Source organism: Moorella mulderi DSM 14980 (genome assembly GCF_001594015.1).
Lineage (GTDB): Bacteria > Bacillota > DSM-521 > Neomoorellales > Neomoorellaceae > Neomoorella > Neomoorella mulderi.
In genome coordinates this window covers 295,198-316,199 of the sequence record NZ_LTBC01000002.1, presented here as the reverse complement: position 1 = coordinate 316,199, position 21,002 = coordinate 295,198, and the positions used below count along the sequence as shown (strand labels likewise).

Genomic DNA, 21,002 nt, shown 5'->3' with positions numbered 1-21,002 from the left:
TGCCTGGAACCTCCTTTAGTAACCCTGGCAGAGTTTGGTTTCATAACGCTCAGCAACATTTTTGTGTACGCCCAGCTTCCAGGTGCGATATTCCAGGGCGTCAAGGATCTTCCGGGCAGCTACATGGGGATCCATTTCAAACATAAAGTAACCGCCATAAACGTCGCTGGCAATCTGGGTGAGGATACTGTAGATCAGGTCGCTGCCTTCCACCGGCGGCATGGTACCGACGTGGGTCGGTACACCCAGGGATACCCACCAGGTGCCGATGGCTACCGCTTTACCGCTCATGGCTTCCGGGGCTGAGGCAACGAAGGGCACCTTGGGGGTATCAACGCCAAGGTCGTTGGCCATGGCCATTAAGAGGTCGGCGGCCCGGGAGTTATCCACGCAGGAACCCATGTGGAAAACAGGCGGCAGGCCGATTTCAATATTGGCTCCCTGGCTGAGGCGGTTGAGGAAAGCTTTTAGGCCATCGCCACAATAGGTTTCTACATTGGCCGGGTCCATTAAACCGGCTTTGGCCGCTCCCTGGGCCGAACACCCGGTAGCGATGACGAAGACGTTATTCTTCAACAACTCTTTCATAACAACCAGGTGCGAGTTATCCTGGAACCCTTTCAGGTTATTACAACCGCAGATAAGCGCCACCCCGGCCAGCTCGCCGTCAAGGATGGCTTTATTGAGCACGCGGATGGGATTTTCAGCATCCTGGGTAGCCAGGAGCTGCTGCAAGGCCTCCAGGCTCCAGCCGGCGACCACCCTGTTTTTGATTTGAGGGATAAAAACCGGCCGGTTGCTTTCTTTGCGCTCTTTGAAGGCTTCAATGGCCATGCGAATGGCGGTTTTGGCATTATCCAGGGCTGTAGCCGTCTGGTAGTCGAGGTGATAGGCGCCGGGGATCTTGACGTTGTCGGCAGTGGTAATAATCCGGGTGTGATAACATTCGGCCACGGCGCTGATGGAAGGCATAATGCACTGGACGTCGACGCACATGGCGTCAATGGCACCGGTGCAGATGGCCAGTTCCTGGGAGGCAAAGGAGGTGACCAAAGGTATACCCTGGCGCATCAGGACTTCATTACCGGTGCAGCAAATGCCCACCAGGTTGATACCCTTGGCGCCGGCAGCCCTGGCCTCACCTTCCATTTCCCGGGCCGCCTGGACGATAATTTCACTTAGCAATGGGTTATGACCGTGGAGGACAAAGTTAACCTCATCCGGGTCCAGGACGCCCATGTTGGCTTCACTGACCACCGGCTGGGGGGTACCAAAGAGGATGTCGGAAAAATCAGTGGCAATATGTTCACCGGCATAGTCAGCCAGGGCGACGCGGATAGCACTGAAGACCAGGTTAACGGGGTCGTTATCCATACCCATATGAGCCTGGTTGACCAGTTCAGAAATAGAGGCATGGATACCATAAGGTACAACATTGTGGGTGCGGAATTTTTCCCGGCGGCCCTCGGTTATAGTTGTCATCAGCCAGGTGGCTTCACCCTCACCCTTCAGGCGGCGGAAGTCTTCCAGGGCTTTCTCCCCTACTTCCTGGGCCAGTTCCATAACGCTTTTGCCTTCTACTTCAATACCTACACGCCGGCAGACTTCCTTTAACTTGGCTTCATCCTTGACAGTATAGTCCGGCGCTTTCCCATTAGCCATTTCTACCAGGGCATGGGCAATATGATTGCCGTGCTCACTGTGGGCGGCAGCTCCCGTAAGGAGCATTAAACCAACGTTACGGGCAACGATAGTCCAGGCTGAAGCGCCGCAAATGCCGCGGCTACCAGGACCATCGTCGGCTTTGATGCGGCAGGGGCCGGCCATGCAAAAACGGCAGCAAATACCTTCATACCCGATTTTACACTGGGGCTGCTGGGCGACAAAGCGATCAAAGGCGGTTATTACCTTGTCGTCTCTGCTTTTAGCCAGCATTTTCAGGGCTGCCGGGTCGACGGTACGGTCCCTGTTTTTGGGTTCCATAACCCGCGGGGCCTCTGAGGGCCTGCAAGTGTGGGTAATATCGCGGAACCTGGGCATATTCTTACCTCCTTGGTTTTTTTACTCCTTTTTAATGCAACAGCTATCTCTACGGAGAACTCCGGTTCTCCTGCATATGCCCGGGCAACATCCAGCTAGCTTAGCAACCTGGTAGCCAGCTCGGTAATACCTGCTGCGGTAAAAGACTGCTCACCGGTAAAACCGGCAGCCTGGTCTAAGATTTCTGTTTGGAAGGGAATCAGGCCAATGACATCGCCTGGCGGCAGGTGGTTGAGGATAAATTCTTCATCCTTGGGTTGACGCAATTTATTGCCCACAAATTTTATTTGCTCAATACCAAGTTCTGCGGCCAGTTTTTGCACGACCCGGGCGGTCTGGACACTGACCAAGGTGGGCTCGGTAACAATCAGCATCAGATCTACCCCACGGGCCGTACCCCGGGTCAGGTGCTCAATGCCGGCACCCATATCCAGGATCACCATTTCCTGGCGTTTCAGGATGAGGGAATTGACCATGGCATTCAAGACGGCATTTTCCCGGCAATAGCAGGTAGATCCCCCGGGTTTGATGGCCCCCATTTTCAAAAAAAGGATATTCCCGTTCCTTATGGTATAATCCTGCAGCAGGTTATCTACTTCCGGGTTTAAAGAAAAGAAGGCGCCGCTACCGCCGGTGCGTTCAGCAATCAACTGTCGCATATCCACAATGGGTTTAAGGGTACCCAGCCTTTCCTCAGGGAGCCCCAGGACCATCCCCAGGCTGGTATCGGGATCAGCATCGACGGCATATACCTGGTAACCATGCCGGGCAAAATATTTAATTAAACCGGCAGCAATGGTGGTTTTGCCGACGCCACCTTTCCCGGAAATGGCCAGCTTCACTCGAACACCTCCTTTGTTCAAAAAAATGGACATACATTTTTCCGGTTACATTAGTGAACTTCTACACAAAGTCCGTTTTTCCTGCTACCCTTTCCCTGAACTGCTTGTTAATTTTTGCTCTCTTCTCATCCCGGGCAACAAATCATTTAACTTAATTTTAACTGCTCCTGCACCTTTAAACCGGTTATTTCATCTATTCGGCCAATATTATAAACCATTTGATACAAAAATGGAATAATTTTTGTTAATTAAGAATGCGCTCACAAAAGAAAAAGCCTGCCATTACATATTGACTTTTATCATAACGGCAGGCCTTATTTGTGTCAATAGTTTAATACAATAATTTTGCTTAATAAGCTTATTATCTAATTTTACTGTTCTTCCTTATTCGCCAGTTTTGCTTCCAATTCAGCCACCTTTTTTTCCAGGGCCGCCATTTCGGCCTTAGTTACCAGGCCCCATTCATTGCGTAAGCGATTAATTTCTCTACTAACGGTTTCCTGGAGAAGGGCCTGCTGTTCTTTACCTTTGTTTAGAAGTTGCTCAACGAAATTTTTTACTTCTTCCCGCCGCAATTCCCCCTGGTGAACCAGCTCTTCGGCTACTTCTTCCGCTTTTTCCTTGGTCAGGAACATGGCTCCCAGGCCGGCGAGGAAAACTTTGCGCATGAGATCCAGCATAATCCTTGACTACCTCCCTGTTTTGAATTACCTTCCTGGATTATTATAACATATTCTGGCCGGGTTATATTTCGGGTTTAATAAAAAAGCTCCTTAAAGGAGCTTAAGGGGTAGGGGCATCTTTTTTGGTAAAGGAATCTTTGGCGCCACATTCAGGGCACTTGCGGGGTTTGCAACGGGCATCCTTTTCATAACCGCACTGGGTGCATTGCCAGACTGCCATGGCTTGTACCTGCCTTTCTAATAATAGTTACTGATATGATTATAAGCTGCCCCGGGTCTTCCTGTCAAGGTTTAAATTACCTTGACTTGGTACACCAGGTGTGAAAAAATATAAATATCTGCAGTCAAGGAGGTTCTTGCCTTGTCTACCCAAAGTAATACCCTTTCCGCTCCCCACCCCCGGCGGTGGCTCATCCTTTTTGCCGTCATGACCGCCGGCATAATGGGGCCTATTGATGGCAGCGTAGTAAATGTGGCCCTGCCAACTATTAGCAGGGTTTTTAATGCCGATTTAAATACGGTAGGCTGGGTGGCCATGGCCTATCTTTTAGTTTTGGGAAGTTTGATTTTAACCTACGGTCGCCTTGGGGATATGTACGGTTTTCGCCGGGTGCTTTTAATGGGAATTGCCATTTTTACTGTAGCTTCCGGAATCTGCGCCCTGGCCCCCAATATATGGATCTTAATTGCCTTTCGCGCCATCCAGGCCATTGGTGCCGGGATGTTTATGGCCATGGGGCCAGCCATTATAACCTCAGTTTTCCCACCTTACGAACGCGGGCGCGCCCTGGGGACCAACGGTATGATTATTGCCACCGGCCTGGCCCTGGGACCGACCCTGGGCGGTTTGCTAGTCACGGTAGCCGGGTGGCAAGCCATCTTTATCATTAATATTCCCATTGGTATCCTTAGTTATATCTTGTGCCGGCAGGTAGTACCAGCGACGAAAGATTTGCAACCGCAGCGGTTTGATTTAACCGGTGCGGCCCTAGGTTTTTTCTCTTTGAGCGCTTTCCTGCTGGCCGGCAGTTATGGTGAAGAATGGGGCTGGACTTCACCGGTCACCTTAATACTGGGTTTGGTGTTTTTAGTTGGTGCCTGGGCCTTTATCCGCTGGGAGCGCCGGGTTGAACAACCCATGCTGGATTTAACCCTGTTCCATAATAAGGTGTTTACTGCGGCCAACTTTGCGGCCCTGATGAACTTTATGTCCCAGTATGCCATGATTTTTTTGATCCCTTTTTACCTGCAACAAATATTGAACTACACTCCCGGGCAGGCCGGTTTAATTTTAACGGCTTCTCCCCTGGTGACTCTCTTAATCGCCCCTGTTAGCGGGGCCTTATCGGACCGCCTGGGGACGCGCTGGCTGGCCTTTACGGGGCAGGCTATCGTCAGTATGACCCTTTTCCTGATGGCCGGTTTAAAAGTTACTTCCCAGGTCCTGGATATTATCTGGCGCTTATGCCTCTTTGGTTTTGGCACGGGTATCTTCCAATCCCCCAATAATAGCGCCGTGATGGGCAGTGTCCCCCGCCACCGGCTGGGTATTGGCTCCGGCGTCCTGGCTACGGTCCGCAATGTAGGTATGGTGCTGGGGATAGCCGTTAGCAGCGGCGTCTTTACCTGGCAACGGGCGACCAAACTGGCTCTCCTGGGACCTGCCGGCACAACCATGGCTTTTATGGCCGGGTTAAAGGCCGCCTTCCTAGTTGGTGCTTGCTTGGCTGCCGCCGGTGCCATGGCCTCCCTGGTAAGGAGCGATAATTTACCCCCGGCCGGTCACTAAGGTATTGCCTGCCGGACGCAGGCATGTTAAAATATGAATGCTGCCGGGATGTAGCTCAGTTTGGCTAGAGCACCTGCTTTGGGAGCAGGGGGTCGCAGGTTCAAATCCTGTCATCCCGACCAGCGTTTTGTGCCAACGTAGCTCAGCCGGTAGAGCAACTGACTTGTAATCAGTAGGTCAGGGGTTCGAATCCCCTCGTTGGCTCCAGAATTTCAAGGCTTCCGGGGATTATCCCGGAGGCTTTTTTGTTTGTTTATGTTTGAGTTACTGTCGCAATAGCAATAACCTCATTTCCCAGGACATCAATTACTTGAACTGCAATGGTTCTTGATAGCTCAGGCTCCAGGATGGCCGTAGCCCGGACAGGTATGTTTTGTTCATTTTTGCCGTAATCCCTCCAGGCCTGCCACTGGCTTTTAAAAACCTGGCCGTCGTAATTCCAGTCAACGGCCCAATAATCGATAAGGAAGGCAAAGTTCTCTCGCGCTTTAGCCATTAAAGCTTCCCACTGGCCCTTCTTAAAATATGCATGGTTATCCGACCCTCCAGGCAGGGCATAACCCTCCAGGCCTACAGTTATTTGCACCTGTCCATTGGCCAGCCTGGTTACCGCGGGTTTGCTTAAGCTCAGATGTGGTCTTCTGTCTGATGCAGTTACGCCTGCAGATACGGCAGGGAAGACGGGTGACAGCAAATTGCTATCAGCCCGGGCCGGCCTGATAGTTTCAATAAGAAAAGGGCTGGCCTCTTCCGCTACCAGGCGCTTGCGCGTAACCTGGATTCCCACCTGGCCCAGCTCGCAGCCCAACCAGCGCCGTCCTAACTCTTCAGCCACCACCAGGGTGGTACCGGAACCGCAGAAGAAATCAGCCACCAGGTCCCCAGGATTGGATGAAGCCTTGATGATGCGCCGCAGGAGGCTTTTATTTTTCTGGGTGGCATAGCCGGTCTTTTCCCTGGAGAAGCTTTTGATCTGGATAGAATCCAGGCTCCCTTCCCCTTTCAGTTGAAATTCAAAGGGGTTAGCGTTCCATACATCTTCTATGGGATAGCCTTTCCCAGTTGTTTCCTGGCCACCGCGGCGCCGGTAACCAGGTGGGTAGGGTATGTATTCTTTGTTAAAGGTAAACTTCCCTGGGTTTTTGACGTAGAAAAGCAGGGTGTCGTGATTGCGGACCCAGTTGCGCACAGCACTCTTGTACCCGGAAATCCAGCCAATCCGCCAGATAATCTCCCGCTGGAAGGAGCCCGGGCCGAAGATCTCATCCATAATAACCTTTATATAATGACTGATGCTGGCGTCCAGGTGGACATAGATGCTGCCGTCCGGCGCCAGCAGCTTTTTCATGAGCTGGAGGCGGGGGTAGAGCATATCCAGGTAGGCATCTATACCCCCGGCCCAGGTATCCTGGTAGGCCGGGCGTTCGATTACCGGGACTTCCAGACCGGCTGACGCGCCGGAAATGGGAACCCGGTAGCTGTAATTGGCCTGGCTGAAAAAAGGAGGATCGATGTATATCAAGTTAATTTTACCTTCATACCCTTCGGCCAGGAGGGCGAGCATGGCCTGGAGGTTGTCACCGTAAATAAGACGGTTGAGATCTGGATTTCCCGCGGCGATTTCTTGTTGAGGCATGTCGTCATGGCCTGCTTGGGGGATGACCATCTCTTGCGCCCGGAAAATAAATTCACCCGCCCGTGGTTCCCCCGCCGGTTTTGTCTCCCAGACCAGCCGGGCAGAACTTTGCGGGGGCAGGCGCCTGTTAGCCATGGCTGACCTCCATCCTTTATTTCTAGGCTAGCCGCCTGGGAGGCGCACGGGGGTAACTCCCAGAACGGGACTTCTTAACCGCACCCGGCCGGCATCATGGCGGCCGCCTTCAGGCCCTCTTCCCGGATCTGCTCCAGGATGCGGGTCTTGAGGTCCAGGAAAACCAGGGAATTTTTTATAACGAAGATTTATTCGCCGTTGATGCCGGGAATCCTGCCAGCAGGCAAGCGCCGGCTCTGGCGCAGTGCATTTTTATTAAGACCCTGGAAGCAACCTGCCTGCTCTGGATTCTCCGGGACTGCCTTGCCTCCTGCCCCTTTAAAGGTGTAGGATAGTTATTGTTTGGGGGTGTAGCTATGAAGCTCGTCTATATTAACCCGGAGACAAACCTGGACCTCCTGGCCGGCAGCCTGTGGGACGGCCGGGGCGAGGATTGCCGGCAGCAAGTAGTTATCAGCATCCGCCAGGGCCGCATCGCCGCTGTACGGCCACAGGAAACGGCCGTTACAGAAAAAAATGCCCGGCAGATCAACCTTGCCGGATTGACGGTCTTACCCGGCTTAATCGACGCCCACGTCCACCTGGCCCTGGACGGCATCGATTTTCAGGCCTCCCTGGCCCGCTGGCAGGACCCGCCGGCCAGGGAAGCGGCCCTGGCCCGGGCCCTGCGGGCATCCCTGGAGCATGGCCTGGTAGCTATAAGAGACGGCGGCGACCGGGAGGGTCTCAACCTCCAGGCGCGGGAATGGGTCCGGACTGGCAAATACCCGGGTCCCCGGGTGGTGGCCACCGGGATGGCCGTAACGAAAAAAGGAAAATACGGTTCTTTCCTTGGTCCCGGCACCACCGACCCGGCTTCCATCAGGGAGTTGATTGCCGGCCTGGTAAACCGGAATGTCGACCAGGTGAAAGTTGTGGTGTCCGGCCTGGTTACCTTCCGTCGTTACGGGGAGGTGGGCAGTTTGGAATTTGATGCTGCCGAACTGGCTACCGCCGTAAAGGCGGCCCATGCGGCCGGGCGGCCGGTGATGGTCCATGTCAACTCGGCCGCCGGCGTGGACCTGGCCCTGGCCGCCGGGGTGGATAGTATCGAACACGGCTATTTTCTCACCACGGCCCAGCTGGAAACCATGGCTGCCAGGGGTACATACTGGGTACCGACTGTCGCCGCTATAGCCAATCGCCTGCTTACCACAAAAAGGGATGACTACCCGGAAGGGGAAAGGGATATTATTCGCCGGACCCAGGAATCCCAGCAGCAGATGATTGCCCGGGCTTACCAGCTTGGGGTGAAGTTGGTCGTAGGTACCGATGCCGGTGCCCCCGGTGTCTACCACGGGGAATCTTATCTGGACGAACTGCTGTACTGGCACCGGGCCGGCGTCCCGGCGGTGGCTATCCTCCGGGCGGCTACGGTTACAGCTGCAGCCGCCCTGGGCCTGGGCGGGGAACTGGGGCAGGTAAAACCCGGCTACCGGCCCTGCCTGATTGCCGTCCGGGGTAACCCCCTGGAGGATTTAAAAGTCCTTGCCCAACCAGAAATGGTTTTTATTGATTTTTAGCCATGCCGCCGCACCTCTACCTGGGGGCTCTTCCTGCCTAACTATCAGTTGTCATTTTCCAGGGCCTATGCTATCTTTTCCTTAGATTTTTGCCAGGGAGGTCTTTGCTTTGTCCATTGTGCGGGCGCACTTCTGGGTGAAGGGCCTGGTCCAGGGGGTGGGTTTTCGTTATTTTGTCCTGCGGCAGGCGGCGGCTCTGCAGTTAAACGGATGGGTGCGGAACCGCTATAACGGCAGCGTTGAAGGGGTAGTTGAAGGACCGGCTGAAAGGGTGAAAGAGTTCCTGGACCACTGCCGGCGGGGGCCCGCCCTGGCCGAAGTCCAGGAAATGAGGATCCAGTATGAAGAGCCAAAGGGCGAAACGACCTTTAGAATTAGAAGTTCCATTTGAATTAAGCCATAGTGATTGGACCCCTATTTCAGTAAAGCCTGGAAGTAGCAGCCTCCAGGCAAGGGGGCAAGAAGTTGGATGCAGTTAATCAAGCTTACCAATTACCAGGGGTCCATGCCGTAGGAGCATAATCACCGCCAGGCCCAGGCCGAAGACAAAATACCAGCCGGGTCCCAGGCGCCACCAGAAATAAAATGGCAGGCAGCTGAATATGACCATGGTTGCCAGGTCACTGTTGCGGGTGAGGAATACCAGCAGGCCAAGGGCAATGGCCGCCGGCGGGACTACCGGTGCATAAATGGCCAGGGCTGCACCCAGGCTGGTGGCCAGGCCCTTCCCGCCTTGAAATTGCCAGTAGAGGGGCCAGTTATGCCCGGCCACGGCTGCCAGGGCCATGGCGACGGCCAGCTCTATTCCACCCCACTTCCATCCCAGGGTCGCCAGCAGGTAACCTTTCGCCGTATCCCAGAGGAAGGTGGCAATACCTGCCATCACCCCCAGATTGCGGAGGACGTTCATGGTACCGGCGTTACCGCTGCCCACCCGGCGCACATCCACCCGGTGCCAGAGGCGGCCGGCAATATGCCCACCGGCCAGGGAACCGGCCAGGTAGGCCAGCAAGGTGCCTGCCAGAGCCAGCGACCAGAGCAACAAAACTCCCTCCCCCTCAATTAAATTACACTTTATTTAACTATAGTTCTAAAAACGGAGATGAAGCGGAGATAGTAGGGAGATGATCCGGACCAGTCATTTAAGTCAAATTTAACCGTGCCGGTTTAACCGTTTCCGGAATAAACTCATCCCCTTTTAGCAACCGGCCAACACCAAGCATAGGATATGTATGGAACGGCCGTGCTGAAGGGGGGGATACAGTTGGAAGATCTCAGTCGCTTCTTTACCGTTATCGGAGCGGTCTTTGCGGCGGCCAAAGGCATTACTGACCAGGTCAAGGCCCGCTGGCCCTGGCTGGGGGAACCAAGGGATGATCCCCGGGAGGAAAAACAGCGGGAGCTATGGGTGATTTTATTTAACGCCGTTATCGCCGCCCTCCTGGCCGGTATGGCCTCGATTGATGTCTTTGCTCTGATGGGACTGAATGCCTTTGCCGGCCTGAAGGCTGCTTATCCTGGCCTTTATTCATTGATTAATATGGTTGCCGTGGGCCTGATGTCTACCTTTGGCAGTCCCTTCCTCCATGAAATCCTGTCGATCCTGATTGAATTCAAGGAAAACATTCGCCTACGTAACCAGATGGCCACCTTGCAGCTCCTGCCGGTTAAGAAAGTCGAAACACACAGGCAAGAAAAATGAAGGGGGGACTGTTTTACGACGCGGCCGTGAAATAACTTAAATGGCCAGTTTAGACCTAGAACGATACGGAATGAGGCCCAGCAGATCATCTTTATTTTTCGGGACTGGTGCCGTTGCCGGCAGCCAGCCTTTATTTTTCAGGTCTTCGTAGACATCCAGCAGCCAGGGCCGGGCCAGGCCGGCAGCCTCCAGGAGGGTGGCATCGCTAAAGATTTCGGCTGGCGTCCCGGCGCCAATTACCTGGCCACCAGCCAGGACGTAAATATAGTCGGCCCAGGTATAGGCTATGTCCACGTCGTGGGTGGATAAAATAATCGCCTTACCCTGGCGGCTGATATCTTCCAGTAAGGCCATCACATCCCGGGTTGAGCGCGGGTCCAGGTAGGCCGTCGGCTCATCAAAGATGATAAGCCGGGGTTCCATGGCCAGGACGCTGGCAATGGCCACCCGCTTTTTCTGGCCATAGCTTAAGAAATGAGTTGGCTTATCCTGGAGGCCGGTGATACCCGTTGCCGCCATGGCGGCTTCAACCCTTTGCCCCACCTCTTCCCTGCTCAGGCCCAGGTTTAATGGTCCAAAAGAAATTTCCTGGCGGACGCTGGCTGAAAAGAGCATGCTGTCGGGGTCTTGAAAGACGATACCCACCTGCTGGCGTAAATCTGTTAATGCTTTATGGCTGTAATTAATCCTGGCCCCGGCAAAGTAGATACACCCCTCCTGGGGCCTTAAGATGCCGTTAAAATGAAGGAAAAGGGTTGATTTGCCGGCGCCATTGGGACCCAGGACGGCAATTTTCTTACCCTCAGGGATGCTTAAGGTAACATGCTGCAGGGCCTGGGTACCGTCAGGGTAAGTAAAGGAAACCCTTTCTGCTTCTAAAAGGGCGGCCAAAAGGTCCACCTCCGGTAGTCGGCATTGAGGTTGGGGTCAAAAAGACACGAGGAGGAGCCGGTCTGAAGACGGCCGGTTTATGTAAGCAGCATTAAAATAACTAAAACCAGGTCAAAGATGGCGGCCAGGCATAAAAAGGGCCAGGAGAAAGGATAAGCAACCTCCAGTACTTGTAGCTCTTCATGGTAGCCCCGGGCTGTCAGGGCGGTAAATAATTCCTGGGAACGGCGGTAAGTCTTAATAAAAAGGTTGGCCGCCAGCTGGCCCAGGGAATGATAGGACGTGCGTAGGGAGGCATAGCCCAGGCGGGAAGCCTGGGCGGTATAAATGTCGTTTACGGTCGCCAGTAGGACAAAGATAAAGCGGTAGGTCAGGCTGATTAAATCCACCAGCAGGGCGGGGACGCGGAGCTGTCTGAGGACGGTAAGGATATCCACTATGGGGGTCGTTAGGGAAAGAAAATAAAGACAGGCAGCGGCCCCCAGGGACTTGAGAAAAATTTTTCCGGCAAGGTGCATACCGGCTGGGGTGAAGCCTAAAGTCCAGCCCAGGAGGGTCACGCCCTTAAGACTGGCCTGGGGCTGGCTGGTAATGGTGAGGGCGATCATGGCCACCCCCGCTACTAAAAAAGAAAAGGGAACCAGGAAAAGTTGCAGGTAAAAACGGGCCGGGATGCCGGCGATCCCAATGGTAGCCCCGGCCATCAGGGCAATGATGATGGCCGGGATTAAAGGCCGGGGCGCCACCAGGGCGATCAGGAGGGTTACCAGGGCAAAGGCTACTTTTTCGCCCGGGTGGATGTTCTTCAACCGGTTGCTATAGGCATACTGGTCAATGCTGAACATTTACTTTTGCTCCCGCTGTTTCTTGCCTTTGCTGTAGCCCAGGAAGTAACAAACAATACCGCTACCGATGGCTGCCTGGGCGGCAAAGAGGAAGGATTCCACTTCCCCGCTGGGGGGTTCCCAGACAGGTTTAAACCAGGGTTCATAATCAGGCCGGATCTGGGTAATAGTCTCTTCCGCCTGGTCGTCAGCACCAGCAAATTCAGCGCTGCGGTGAAGGAAAAAGGGTGCCACTGCCAGGAGAATAACGATCAAGAGTAAGAAGATATTTTTCTGGGCGGTACTCATTACTTGTACACCTCCATTAACTGCTGGATGTCAGATACAGAGGGCCTTCTTAATCTAAAATAGATAGCTCCTGCAATTCGTTTTTATTATAAGTGGCCAGCAAGTTAAAGACGATGACGGTTAAGATACCTTCGCTAATGGCCAGGGGTAACTGGGTGACGGCAAAGATACCCATGAATTTTAGCATGGATGCTAGCACCCCTCCGGGTTGGGCCGGGAAGGCCAGGGCCAGCTGCAGGGAAGTGGTGACGTAGGTCATCAGGTCCCCCAGGGTAGCGGCCAGGAAGACGGCTACGGCCATTGAGCCATTGAGCCTCCGTACCAGGCGGTAAAGGCCATAGGCCACAAAGGGTCCGACGACGGCCATGGAAAAGGTATTGGCACCCAGGGTGCTTAAGCCGCCGTGGGCCAGCAAAAGGGCCTGGAAGAGGAGGACGATACCACCCAGGATACTCATGGCTGCCGGGCCAAAGAGGATGGCCCCCAGACCTACCCCGGTGGGATGGGAACAGCTACCGGTTACTGAAGGGATTTTCAGGGCCGACAGGACAAAGGCATAGGCGCCGGCCAGGCCTAAAAGCATTTTCAGGCCGGGATTGCTTTTTACAGTTTGCTGGATGGACCGCAGGCCCCAGAACCAGAAGGGCAAGACGACGACAAACCAGAAGGCGGCCCAGTTAAACGGGAGGAAGCCTTCTGCGATATGCATGGCAAAGGCCGGCCCGGCCAGTAAGGCCATAGCCAGCAGGAGATATAGGGTTAGCCAAGTTGTACGGCGGAACATTGTATGTACCCTCCTTACATTTTAGAAGTAAGACCTATCCTTGTTCTTCGCTTTTTACCGGTGCTATCTTTTTTAATAAATCAATAACTTCCGCCACTGAATAGACCGGATAACGGTACTGGATTGCCGGCCTTTTAATTATGACCACCGGTATTTTTAGAGCCAGGGCGGCGGCAATTTTCGCCTCGGTACCGCCGGCCGGGCCGGCATCCCGGGTGATGATAACGCCGGCCTTATATGCTTTAAACATGGCTTTGTTCATTTCTTTAGAAAAGGGTCCCTGCATGGCTATAATGTCACGGGGCGTTAAACCCAGGTCCTGGCATTTTTTAATTACCTGGTGTTCAGGTAAAACCCTGACAACAATTCGTTTGTCTTTAAGTAAAGGGTTTTTGACGAACACTTCCAGGTTATTGGTACCGGTAGTTAAAAAGATAGTCTCCCCCAGCCTGGCAGCAGTCCGGGCGGCTTCTTCCCAGGTTGCCACCTGGTATATTAGGCTATCATCTGGCAACAGGGTTTCAGGCCGTAAGAACCGCAGGTAATATAGCTGTTGTTGTTGGCACCAGGCTTCCAGGGTCCGGGATAGCTGGTTGGGATAAGGAAGGGTGGCGTCAATGACTGCTTCCAGTTGCCTGCTACCCCCCAGGGTAGCTAAATTACCTTCCGTTAAGGGACATGTTAATATTAACGTTGCACCATCCTGCCGGGCCAGTTGTTCGCCATAGGCACTGTCGGTCCAGGTAACAATTTGATAGCCTGCCTGCCGGAGGCTGCGGATTAACTGCCGTCCCTCGCCGGTACTCCCTACCACTAAAATCAAAACGCGCTGTCCTCCCTGTAGAAACTAAAAACCCCGGCTACTTTGCCGGGGGAACCGGTGGTGCCGCTAAACAGGCATACCTAAATACACCACCTCCCCGGGTTAAGGCCCTGGTGGCATCAGGATAGGCTGGCCTGTTGGCCAGGCATCATCGGTCGCTGCAAGTTCCCGCTTCCAGGCGGCGTTTTGCGCAACCTCTCCCCTGCCGGCGGCTAATTTAAGCCCGGTCTTCTCGAGACCGCGCACCCATTCTGTATGCATTTTAAAAAGCCATTGAAGGATAAGTTTAGATAACAAACAACTGAGAAGCAACATGATAAAACCCCCTGCTCCTACAAAAGCAGAGGGTTTGCTTGCCATACTCTGGCCAACCACCCCCTATCCGGCGTAGGGGTAAAGGTTCCCAGACAACCGGTATCCTGACTCGGGATCATGGCTCCAGCACCGCCTTCCCAGGTATTACCCAGTGGCTTTATTGGTGCTTGCTCCCCCTCACAGTGGCGGGACCGTGTCAGAATTGCACTGACTTCCCGTATTTGCCTGGAACATATTCACTTTAAGGTTATTCTATCATAACCTGGATAGGATGTCCAGGGGGTTTAAACGTGTTCTTAGATTCCTGATGATTTTTTGCCTGATAGAAGTTATGCCAGCCCGGCCCTTTGGGCAACGCGCAAGACTGCCTCATTAGCCTTCTTCCGAACCTCACCGGCATCTATAGTTTTCAGTTCGCCCTTCTCCATGACGATTTTGCCGTCCACCATGGTCATGGTAACATCAGAACCCCGGGCCTGGTAGACCAGCTGGGTGTAGACGTTGACGCCAGCCGCAGGCTGGGTATGGAGGCCCGCCAGGGAAACTATGGCCAGGTCGGCCTTTTTCCCTACTTCCAGGCTACCGATTTCCTTTTCCATTCCCATGGCCCGGGCCCCGCCCAGGGTGGTCATCTCAAAGACCAGGGGTGCCGGCATGGAGGTGGGACCATGGATAGGCTTCTGGATCAGCGCCGCCAGCCGCATTTCCATAAAGGCGTCCAGGTTGTTATTATTGGGCGCACCGTCAGCGGCCAGGGAGACTACCGTCCCCCGGCTCAAAAGATCCGGTACCGGGCATATGCCGGAAGCCATTTTTAAGTTGGATGATGGGCAGTGGACCACTTTAGTACCGGTGCGGGCCAGGATATCCTTCTCTTCTTCGCTGAGCCATATACAGTGGACCAGGATGAGGTCGGGGCCAGTGAGGCCGATATCGTCCAGGTAGAGGACATTACGCCGGCCGTGGAGTTTTTCCACAAGGGCGCATTCACCCCGGTTTTCCGAAGCATGGGTATGGATTTTAACGCCGTAATGGCGGGCGAGATCCCGGACTTCTAATAATAATTCCTCGGTACAGGAAACCACAAAACGGGGCTCAAAGGCGTACTGGATGCGGCCATTGTCGTAACCGTGCCATTTCTCCAGTAGGTTGACGCTCTCTTTCAGGGAGGCTTCGGTACTTTCCTTCAGGCTGGCCGGGACATCATCGCCAAAGTCCATCATCACCTTGCCGGTAATGGCCCGGATGCCGCTTTGGGCGATGGCCTCAATGGCCGCCTCCGTATGGTGGACACTTTCCATGTCTACGATGGTGGTCGTACCGCTTAAGAAGAGCTCACTGATGCCCAGCAGGGCGGAATAATAAAGGGACTCGGGATCGTGGGCTCCTTCTAGGGGCCAGATACGCAGGCGCAACCAGTCCAGGAGTTCCAGGTCGTCGGCGCGGCCGCGGAAGAGGGCCTGGCAGAGGTGGATATGGGGCTGGATGAGGCCGGGGATGACTAGCTGGCCCGTAGCATCGATGATCCGGTTGGCGGTGACCGGCGTCCGGCCAATGGCGGCGATGCGGTCGTTCTCGATGTAGATATCGCCCTGGAATACTTCCCTCTGGGGGTTCATGGTGACCAGGGTACCGTTCTTGATTAAAATACTCATTTCTGCTCTCCTTCTTTTTCCCGCAGGGCGGCCAGGATTTTTTCCGGTGTAACCGGTAACTCCGTAATGCGAACTCCTACAGCGTTATAAATGGCATTGATAATGGCCGGTACTGTGGGGATGGTGGCGGGTTCACCCACTCCTTTAGCGCCATAGGGGCCGGTGGGCTCATAAGTTTCCACAATCAGGGGTTGAACCTCGGGCATATCCAGGGTGGTAGGTATCAAATAGGTGGAAAAGGAATTATTAACGATCCGGCCATGCTGCAGGTGGACCTTTTCCAGCAGGGCCATGCCGAGGCCCTGGGCGATACCGCCTTCAATCTGTCCCTCTACCCCTTTCCTATTAACGGCCCGGCCGACATCATGGGCAGCGATGAATCTTAAGACCCGAACCTGGCCCGTTTCCGTATCCACTTCCACTTCCGCAATCTGGGTACCAAAGGCATAGGGCCAGTAGGGCGCTCCCTGGCCGGTCTCCCGGTCAACGGCTGTGGTATGGGTGACGAAGGTCCCCTGCCCTACCAGGCGGCAGCCGGCCAGGCGGGCCCGGGCGGCAGCCTCGGGATAAGTTATTTGTTTCTTGGGGTAACCCTTGACGTAAATTATTCCTTCGCGGGCTACCAGACCGGCAATGGTATTGACCCCTAAGATGGTCCGGGTGTACTCAAAAAGGACTTCCCGGGCCTCGCGGCAGGCCATTTGCACGGCATTGCCGGAGGCATAGGTCTGGCGGGTGGCCGCCGTCGTGCCGGCATCAGGGGTGGTATCGGTGTCAGCGGTGATTACTGTTACCCATTCATAGGGCACCCCGAGTTCCTCAGCAGCAATCTGGGCCAGGACGGTGCTGGAACCCTGGCCGCAATCTACTGCGCCGGTGCGGACGGTGGCCGTGCCGTCATCGTGGATTTCTACCGTAGCCGTTGAGACATCGGGAAAACCATTACCGTAGCCGGTACCGTAGAAAAAGCAGGCCATACCAATACCGCGTTTTTTACTCATCCTGCTTCCCTCCCGGTATTAACTCTTCCAGCGACCAGCCTGCGGCCCGGGCCGCCTGGAGCATGGTGTCTATAAGGCCGACACTGCTTTCCAGGACCTGGCCGGTGGCAGTTATATCCCCCTGGCGGAAGGCATTGAGCCAGCGGATTGTAAAAGGATGGATCCCCAGGCGGCTGGCCAGTTCATCCATCTGGCTTTCGTAAGCCAGGGGCGGCTGGGTGGCACCAAAACCGCGCATGGCGCCGGTAAAGGGATTATTGGTATAGACCGCGTAAGCATCAATCTTGACGTTGGGGATGACATAAGGACCGGTGGCATGGATGGCCGCTTTGCGCAAAACGTTAGGGGCCCAGGAAGAATAGGCGCCGCTGTCGCCGATGATTTCCGCCTCCAGCGCCGTTAACTTTCCATCCCTGGTGGCCCCGGTCTTATAGCGCATGATCATGGGGTGGCGCTTGCTGTGGGCCAGGAAGGATTCTTCCCGGGTAAGGACCATTTTAGCCGGCCGCGAGGTATGCACGGCCAGCAACGCCACCAGGGTCTGCAGGGTCATATCTTCCCGGCCGCCGAAGGCACCGCCCACGGCCGGGGCCACGATGCGGATGCGGTCCTGGTTCCAGCCCAGCACCCGGGCTACTTCTGTCCGGTCCCAGTGAACATACTGGGTGGCCACGTAAATTACCAAGTGGCCGCGCTCATCCACCCGGGCCACGGCGGCCTCCGGCTGGAGGAAGGCATGGTCCAGGAGCTGGGTGCGGTAGGTATTTTCCACAATCACGTCGGCCGCGGCAAATCCTGCTTCGACATTACCTTTGCGGATGGGCAGGTGGTAAATAACGTTGTCCCGGTCGGGATGGACCCTGGGAGCCCATGGCTGCATGGCAGCGATGGGATCTAAAAGGGCCGGGAGTTCCTCATAAGTTACCTTTACTTTGGCGGCCCCGGCCCGAGCGGCGGCCGGGGTGGTGGCACCTACCAGGGCGACGACGTCATTCACCGAGCGCGCCTCGTCCCGGGCCAGGACGGGCATGTCCTGGTAGACGACGCCCTGGCCGTTATGGCCGGGAATATCACGGGCCGTAAGGACGCAGAGGACCCCGGGTACCTCCAGAGCGGCCGAGGTATCTATATTGATAATCCGGGCATGGGCGTAGGGACTGCGGACGGCCTGGCCGTAGATCATCCCAGGGAAATTAACATCAGCCGGGTAGATGGCCTGGCCGGTGACTTTAGACCGGGCATCCACCCTGGGCGGGGAAGTGCCGATAATCGGCATGTTAAACCTCCTTCCGGTAGTTATAAAAAACCAGGCAACCGTAGCGCAGCAACGAAGGACTAACTTCGTAGCCGGGCAATTTGCGGTTGCCTGGTAGAAACCCTCAGGCCGTATTGCTGAGGATATACGAAGTATAATTATAATTCGACTTGTTACAGTTAAAATCCTGCTAAAGTTTTAAAGATGGGGTTAGGGAACCTGAACCAAACCGGCGGCACGCAGGGCCAGGAGCCGCTAACATCTGTTCGCAGACCCCTTGTTATTTTGGCAAGCAGGGCGATGGTGGGCATTACCACCAGTGTCGGCCTGGGGCCTACAAAGCTACTGGCCAAGATGGCGGCCGAGATGCAAAAGCCCGACGGCCTGACGGTCCTCGATTACCCTGACGTTCCTAAAAAGATGTGGCCCCAGATGTGGCCCCTGCCGGTGAAGGAGCTTTTCGGCGTAGGTCCCCGGATGGAGGCGCATCTGGCCAAGCTCGGCATCCATACCATCGGCGACCTGGCCCGTGTAACCGGGGTCGAAGCCCTATGCTACCCGAAAAGTAGATGCCATGCCTTCTTTTATTGCGTCTGCTCTATGCTAACTCTCTGGTTTCGCTTTCTTGATGATCATTACTTAAGGTTAGCTCATGAATTCCCCTGGTGTAGAAGCTAAATAACCCGAACAGTACGCCGACAGCAGCTATTTTTATAGCGTAATCGAGGAATTTTTTACCAATCAAGGCTATCTGGGTGGCTGCCGGGCCGCCTATGAGAAATCCCGCACCAAACATGAAAGCCACCAGCGCACCAATGAGGACGGCAATTAAAACAAAGATGCCAAAAAGGTTGTTAAAAAGGTCTACCAATGCTTTATTCATTTCAATACCTCCTAGCCAGATACTTGTACGTTCTCGAAAACTTCCAAATGTTGGTACTCAAACCCTTCAGGAAGGGTTTTTATTTTTTCTCCCCAGCTCCTATGGGGTATAGGGATAAATAGGTGCCGAAAATAGGCGTTTGAGTTAGTACGTGTGCGATTTAGATTGTATTGCTTCTAATTCCATCCATTACGGCAAATTTTAACCTTTGACTTTTTCAAAACGCCACCAAAATTTGGGTAGAAGTATTTTTCAATACCCTATTTGAGGTGGTGTTTTGTTTATGCTCCTTACCTGTCGCTGCCACTCTGATTTCCAACAGTTCCTGCGGGAAAGACTGCTTTCTTTGGCTCTTTCGGAGCCAGAAAGGTTGTTGTCTTTCTCCACCCAGTTGCCAGGGTCTGGCTCCTTAATCTGGACCCAGCCATCCCTTTCTTGTTATCCCGTTATTCTGCTTTTGGCCGCTCAGCTGAGTTCGAGCCGGTTGACTTGCTGCGTTCTTTGGTATTGATGACTAATTTGAAGATCGCTGGTATTTCGCAATGGGTCTCGATGCTCATACGGGATAAGGTCCTGGCTATCCTTTCGGGTTTCGAACCGCATAAGACGCCTGGCGTCGGTACTTTTTATGATTTCTTCCACCGCTGTTAGCTGGAGGATAGCACGAAAATTCGTGACCGCCGCCTTAAGCTGCGTCCTTTTTTGGCGAAACTTAAGGATAGACTTAAGTCTGGTCAGAAGCTTGCCCCTTCTTTTACTTGGGGTTTTCTGGAGGTTTACGAGACCTACATAACTTATTTAATAAATATAGGTAAGACGCCGATAAGGAGTAAGAAGGTGACTATAAGGTGAGCAAATACCCAGACGTAAGTCATTAGCCGTCTCCCAAAACTTGGACCGGGCAATCCCCATAGCCGTATACATGGCCAGGGCCAGGGGCGGGGTCATACCTTCCATTACTCCGGTAATGGCCGGCATAACGACAGCTACCAGGAAAGGATCGAGGCCTACCGCCGCACCGGTAGAGATAATGGCTGAACCCAGGATGGCTACCTGGGAAGATCCGGGTAAAACCATCCCCAGGAAAGCGGTAAAGACGACTATCAGTAAGGCCCAGCCTGCTTTACCCAGACCGAAACTCAAGAACCAGGTCTTAATTGCTTCGCTCATTTCTACTTTCTGGAACACCAGGGCAATGGCGTAGGCAAGGTAAATAGTAGCCGAAACCGGTACTACCCCTTTTAAGCTATCCCGGAACATGGCGAAAACGCTATTCAGGTTAAAGCCACCGGGAATCTCCTTGCGTCCGACAATAATGGTGTAGAAGGTACAGAACCCTGCCGCCATCAGGAGCACCGAAGCGGAAAAGGCCTTGGCGCCATCAGGACCATAGCGGGCTATAAGGGTAGTCTTAAAAACTGAATCGATAATAATCGGACCCAGGATAAAAACCGGAATTAGTAGGGCGCTCCAGCCTTCTTTGAGGGCCTGGGCCAGGTTGGGCCGCTCCTTTTTAGGTACGGGCTGTACCCTGTAATATTTGCAAAAGGCCAGCAGGGTGAGCCAGCGTTGTAGAATCAACCAGCCGAAAACAATATATAGCCCCAGCCAGAAAGTAGAAAGGGAATATTTATCGGGGTATAAAGTCGAGAATATGGCAAAAGCGACCAGATTTAAACCGGGGCCAACCTGGTTACCCAGCATGCTGGCCGCCATTTCCACCGTTGCTGCCAGGTGGCGGGGAAAACCGCTCCGGATCATGGCCGGGATGGTAAAAACACCGGTAGCCGCGACGTTGCCCGGTCCGGTACCGTCATGGTCGCTAGGGCGCAACTGCCAAAAAGGGAGACATAACCGGCACCACCTGGCAGAC

The 21,002-nt window shown here is 54.2% G+C and carries 21 protein-coding genes, 2 tRNA genes, 1 pseudogene and 2 riboswitches; of the genes and pseudogenes, 7 read left to right on the top strand and 17 right to left on the bottom strand.

Annotated features, from left to right (window positions below):
- Positions 1-15: 15 nt before the first annotated feature.
- The 4 genes from cooS to MOMUL_RS17810 all read right to left on the bottom strand — a co-directional run bounded on the left by cooS (position 16) and on the right by MOMUL_RS17810 (position 3,785).
- Entirely contained in the window at positions 16-2,040 is a 2,025-nt protein-coding gene (gene cooS / locus MOMUL_RS04840) for an anaerobic carbon-monoxide dehydrogenase catalytic subunit (RefSeq protein WP_062282242.1), read from the bottom strand.
- Between the two features lie 95 nt (positions 2,041-2,135).
- Entirely contained in the window at positions 2,136-2,882 is a 747-nt protein-coding gene (locus tag MOMUL_RS04835; RefSeq protein ID WP_062282239.1) for an ATP-binding protein, read from the bottom strand.
- Between the two features lie 371 nt (positions 2,883-3,253).
- A complete protein-coding gene (locus MOMUL_RS04830; protein WP_062282236.1) occupies positions 3,254-3,562 on the bottom strand; it encodes a phasin family protein in 309 nt (102 codons plus the stop codon).
- A 103-nt stretch (positions 3,563-3,665) separates the two neighbouring features.
- Positions 3,666-3,785 (bottom strand): RCKP-type rubredoxin-like domain-containing protein, encoded by a 120-nt coding sequence (locus tag MOMUL_RS17810; RefSeq protein ID WP_153018243.1) that lies wholly within the window; start codon positions 3,783-3,785, stop codon positions 3,666-3,668.
- 141 nt (positions 3,786-3,926) lie between these two features.
- Between MOMUL_RS17810 and MOMUL_RS04825 the strand changes: the two genes are divergently transcribed.
- The 3 genes from MOMUL_RS04825 to MOMUL_RS04815 all read left to right on the top strand — a co-directional run bounded on the left by MOMUL_RS04825 (position 3,927) and on the right by MOMUL_RS04815 (position 5,561).
- A complete protein-coding gene (locus MOMUL_RS04825; protein WP_062282233.1) occupies positions 3,927-5,354 on the top strand; it encodes an MFS transporter in 1,428 nt (475 codons plus the stop codon).
- Between the two features lie 44 nt (positions 5,355-5,398).
- Positions 5,399-5,476, top strand: a tRNA-Pro gene (locus tag MOMUL_RS04820).
- 9 nt (positions 5,477-5,485) lie between these two features.
- Positions 5,486-5,561 (top strand) — tRNA-Thr (locus tag MOMUL_RS04815).
- A 46-nt stretch (positions 5,562-5,607) separates the two neighbouring features.
- Here the strand turns inward: MOMUL_RS04815 and MOMUL_RS04810 are convergent.
- Complete coding sequence (locus MOMUL_RS04810) at positions 5,608-7,125, bottom strand: site-specific DNA-methyltransferase (protein WP_062282231.1); 1,518 nt, start codon at positions 7,123-7,125, stop codon at positions 5,608-5,610.
- Between the two features lie 356 nt (positions 7,126-7,481).
- On the opposite strand from MOMUL_RS04810, the gene MOMUL_RS04805 reads away from it, so the two are divergent.
- Together MOMUL_RS04805 and MOMUL_RS04800 are read left to right on the top strand one after the other, a co-directional pair.
- Positions 7,482-8,687, top strand: coding sequence for an amidohydrolase family protein (locus tag MOMUL_RS04805; RefSeq protein WP_062282228.1), 1,206 nt, complete (start codon positions 7,482-7,484; stop codon positions 8,685-8,687).
- A gap of 109 nt (positions 8,688-8,796) precedes the next feature.
- Positions 8,797-9,078, top strand: a complete 282-nt coding sequence (locus MOMUL_RS04800) for an acylphosphatase (protein ID WP_062282225.1) — start codon at positions 8,797-8,799, stop codon at positions 9,076-9,078.
- A gap of 84 nt (positions 9,079-9,162) precedes the next feature.
- On the opposite strand, the gene MOMUL_RS04795 is transcribed toward MOMUL_RS04800, so the two are convergent.
- Positions 9,163-9,729, bottom strand: a complete 567-nt coding sequence (locus MOMUL_RS04795) for a glycerol-3-phosphate acyltransferase (protein ID WP_062282221.1) — start codon at positions 9,727-9,729, stop codon at positions 9,163-9,165.
- A gap of 222 nt (positions 9,730-9,951) precedes the next feature.
- Between MOMUL_RS04795 and MOMUL_RS04790 the strand changes: the two genes are divergently transcribed.
- A complete protein-coding gene (locus tag MOMUL_RS04790; protein WP_062282216.1) occupies positions 9,952-10,389 on the top strand; it encodes a hypothetical protein in 438 nt (145 codons plus the stop codon).
- A 36-nt stretch (positions 10,390-10,425) separates the two neighbouring features.
- Here the strand turns inward: MOMUL_RS04790 and MOMUL_RS04785 are convergent, their stop codons facing one another.
- The 9 genes from MOMUL_RS04785 to MOMUL_RS17490 form a co-directional block, all read right to left on the bottom strand.
- Positions 10,426-11,280 (bottom strand): energy-coupling factor ABC transporter ATP-binding protein, encoded by an 855-nt coding sequence (locus tag MOMUL_RS04785; protein ID WP_062282215.1) that lies wholly within the window; start codon positions 11,278-11,280, stop codon positions 10,426-10,428.
- A 77-nt stretch (positions 11,281-11,357) separates the two neighbouring features.
- Entirely contained in the window at positions 11,358-12,125 is a 768-nt protein-coding gene (cbiQ, locus tag MOMUL_RS04780) for a cobalt ECF transporter T component CbiQ (RefSeq protein ID WP_062282212.1), read from the bottom strand.
- Positions 12,126-12,413, bottom strand: a complete 288-nt coding sequence (locus MOMUL_RS04775) for an energy-coupling factor ABC transporter substrate-binding protein (RefSeq protein ID WP_054935849.1) — start codon at positions 12,411-12,413, stop codon at positions 12,126-12,128.
- A 49-nt stretch (positions 12,414-12,462) separates the two neighbouring features.
- Positions 12,463-13,197 (bottom strand): energy-coupling factor ABC transporter permease, encoded by a 735-nt coding sequence (locus tag MOMUL_RS04770; RefSeq protein WP_062282209.1) that lies wholly within the window; start codon positions 13,195-13,197, stop codon positions 12,463-12,465.
- Between the two features lie 34 nt (positions 13,198-13,231).
- On the bottom strand, positions 13,232-14,011 hold the full coding sequence (cobK, locus tag MOMUL_RS04765; RefSeq protein WP_236712993.1) for a precorrin-6A reductase: 780 nt from the start codon (positions 14,009-14,011) through the stop codon (positions 13,232-13,234).
- A gap of 111 nt (positions 14,012-14,122) precedes the next feature.
- Positions 14,123-14,380 carry a hypothetical protein gene (locus MOMUL_RS04760; RefSeq protein ID WP_153018241.1) on the bottom strand — a complete coding sequence of 86 codons (258 nt, stop codon included), beginning with the start codon at positions 14,378-14,380 and terminating at the stop codon, positions 14,123-14,125.
- A gap of 32 nt (positions 14,381-14,412) precedes the next feature.
- Positions 14,413-14,605: riboswitch (cobalamin riboswitch) on the bottom strand.
- A 59-nt stretch (positions 14,606-14,664) separates the two neighbouring features.
- Positions 14,665-15,990 carry a 5'-deoxyadenosine deaminase gene (locus MOMUL_RS04755; protein ID WP_062282201.1) on the bottom strand — a complete coding sequence of 442 codons (1,326 nt, stop codon included), beginning with the start codon at positions 15,988-15,990 and terminating at the stop codon, positions 14,665-14,667.
- Entirely contained in the window at positions 15,987-16,991 is a 1,005-nt protein-coding gene (locus MOMUL_RS17495) for a xanthine dehydrogenase family protein molybdopterin-binding subunit (protein ID WP_062282198.1), read from the bottom strand. Before MOMUL_RS17495 ends, MOMUL_RS04755 begins: the two co-directional genes overlap by 4 nt.
- Positions 16,984-18,267 carry a xanthine dehydrogenase family protein molybdopterin-binding subunit gene (locus tag MOMUL_RS17490; protein WP_062282195.1) on the bottom strand — a complete coding sequence of 428 codons (1,284 nt, stop codon included), beginning with the start codon at positions 18,265-18,267 and terminating at the stop codon, positions 16,984-16,986. The genes MOMUL_RS17495 and MOMUL_RS17490 overlap by 8 nt, the downstream gene beginning before the upstream one ends.
- 48 nt (positions 18,268-18,315) lie before the next feature.
- Positions 18,316-18,417: riboswitch (purine riboswitch) on the bottom strand.
- A 123-nt stretch (positions 18,418-18,540) separates the two neighbouring features.
- Here MOMUL_RS17490 and MOMUL_RS17805 point away from each other — a divergent pair.
- Positions 18,541-18,774: pseudogene (locus MOMUL_RS17805) on the top strand (DNA polymerase IV); the annotation flags it as partial.
- A gap of 70 nt (positions 18,775-18,844) precedes the next feature.
- Here MOMUL_RS17805 and MOMUL_RS16110 read toward each other — a convergent pair.
- Both MOMUL_RS16110 and MOMUL_RS04735 read right to left on the bottom strand, forming a co-directional pair.
- Positions 18,845-19,129 carry a hypothetical protein gene (locus tag MOMUL_RS16110; protein WP_062282193.1) on the bottom strand — a complete coding sequence of 95 codons (285 nt, stop codon included), beginning with the start codon at positions 19,127-19,129 and terminating at the stop codon, positions 18,845-18,847.
- A 798-nt stretch (positions 19,130-19,927) separates the two neighbouring features.
- Entirely contained in the window at positions 19,928-20,962 is a 1,035-nt protein-coding gene (locus tag MOMUL_RS04735; RefSeq protein WP_062282190.1) for a TRAP transporter large permease subunit, read from the bottom strand.
- Between the last annotated feature and the right edge of the window lie 40 nt (positions 20,963-21,002).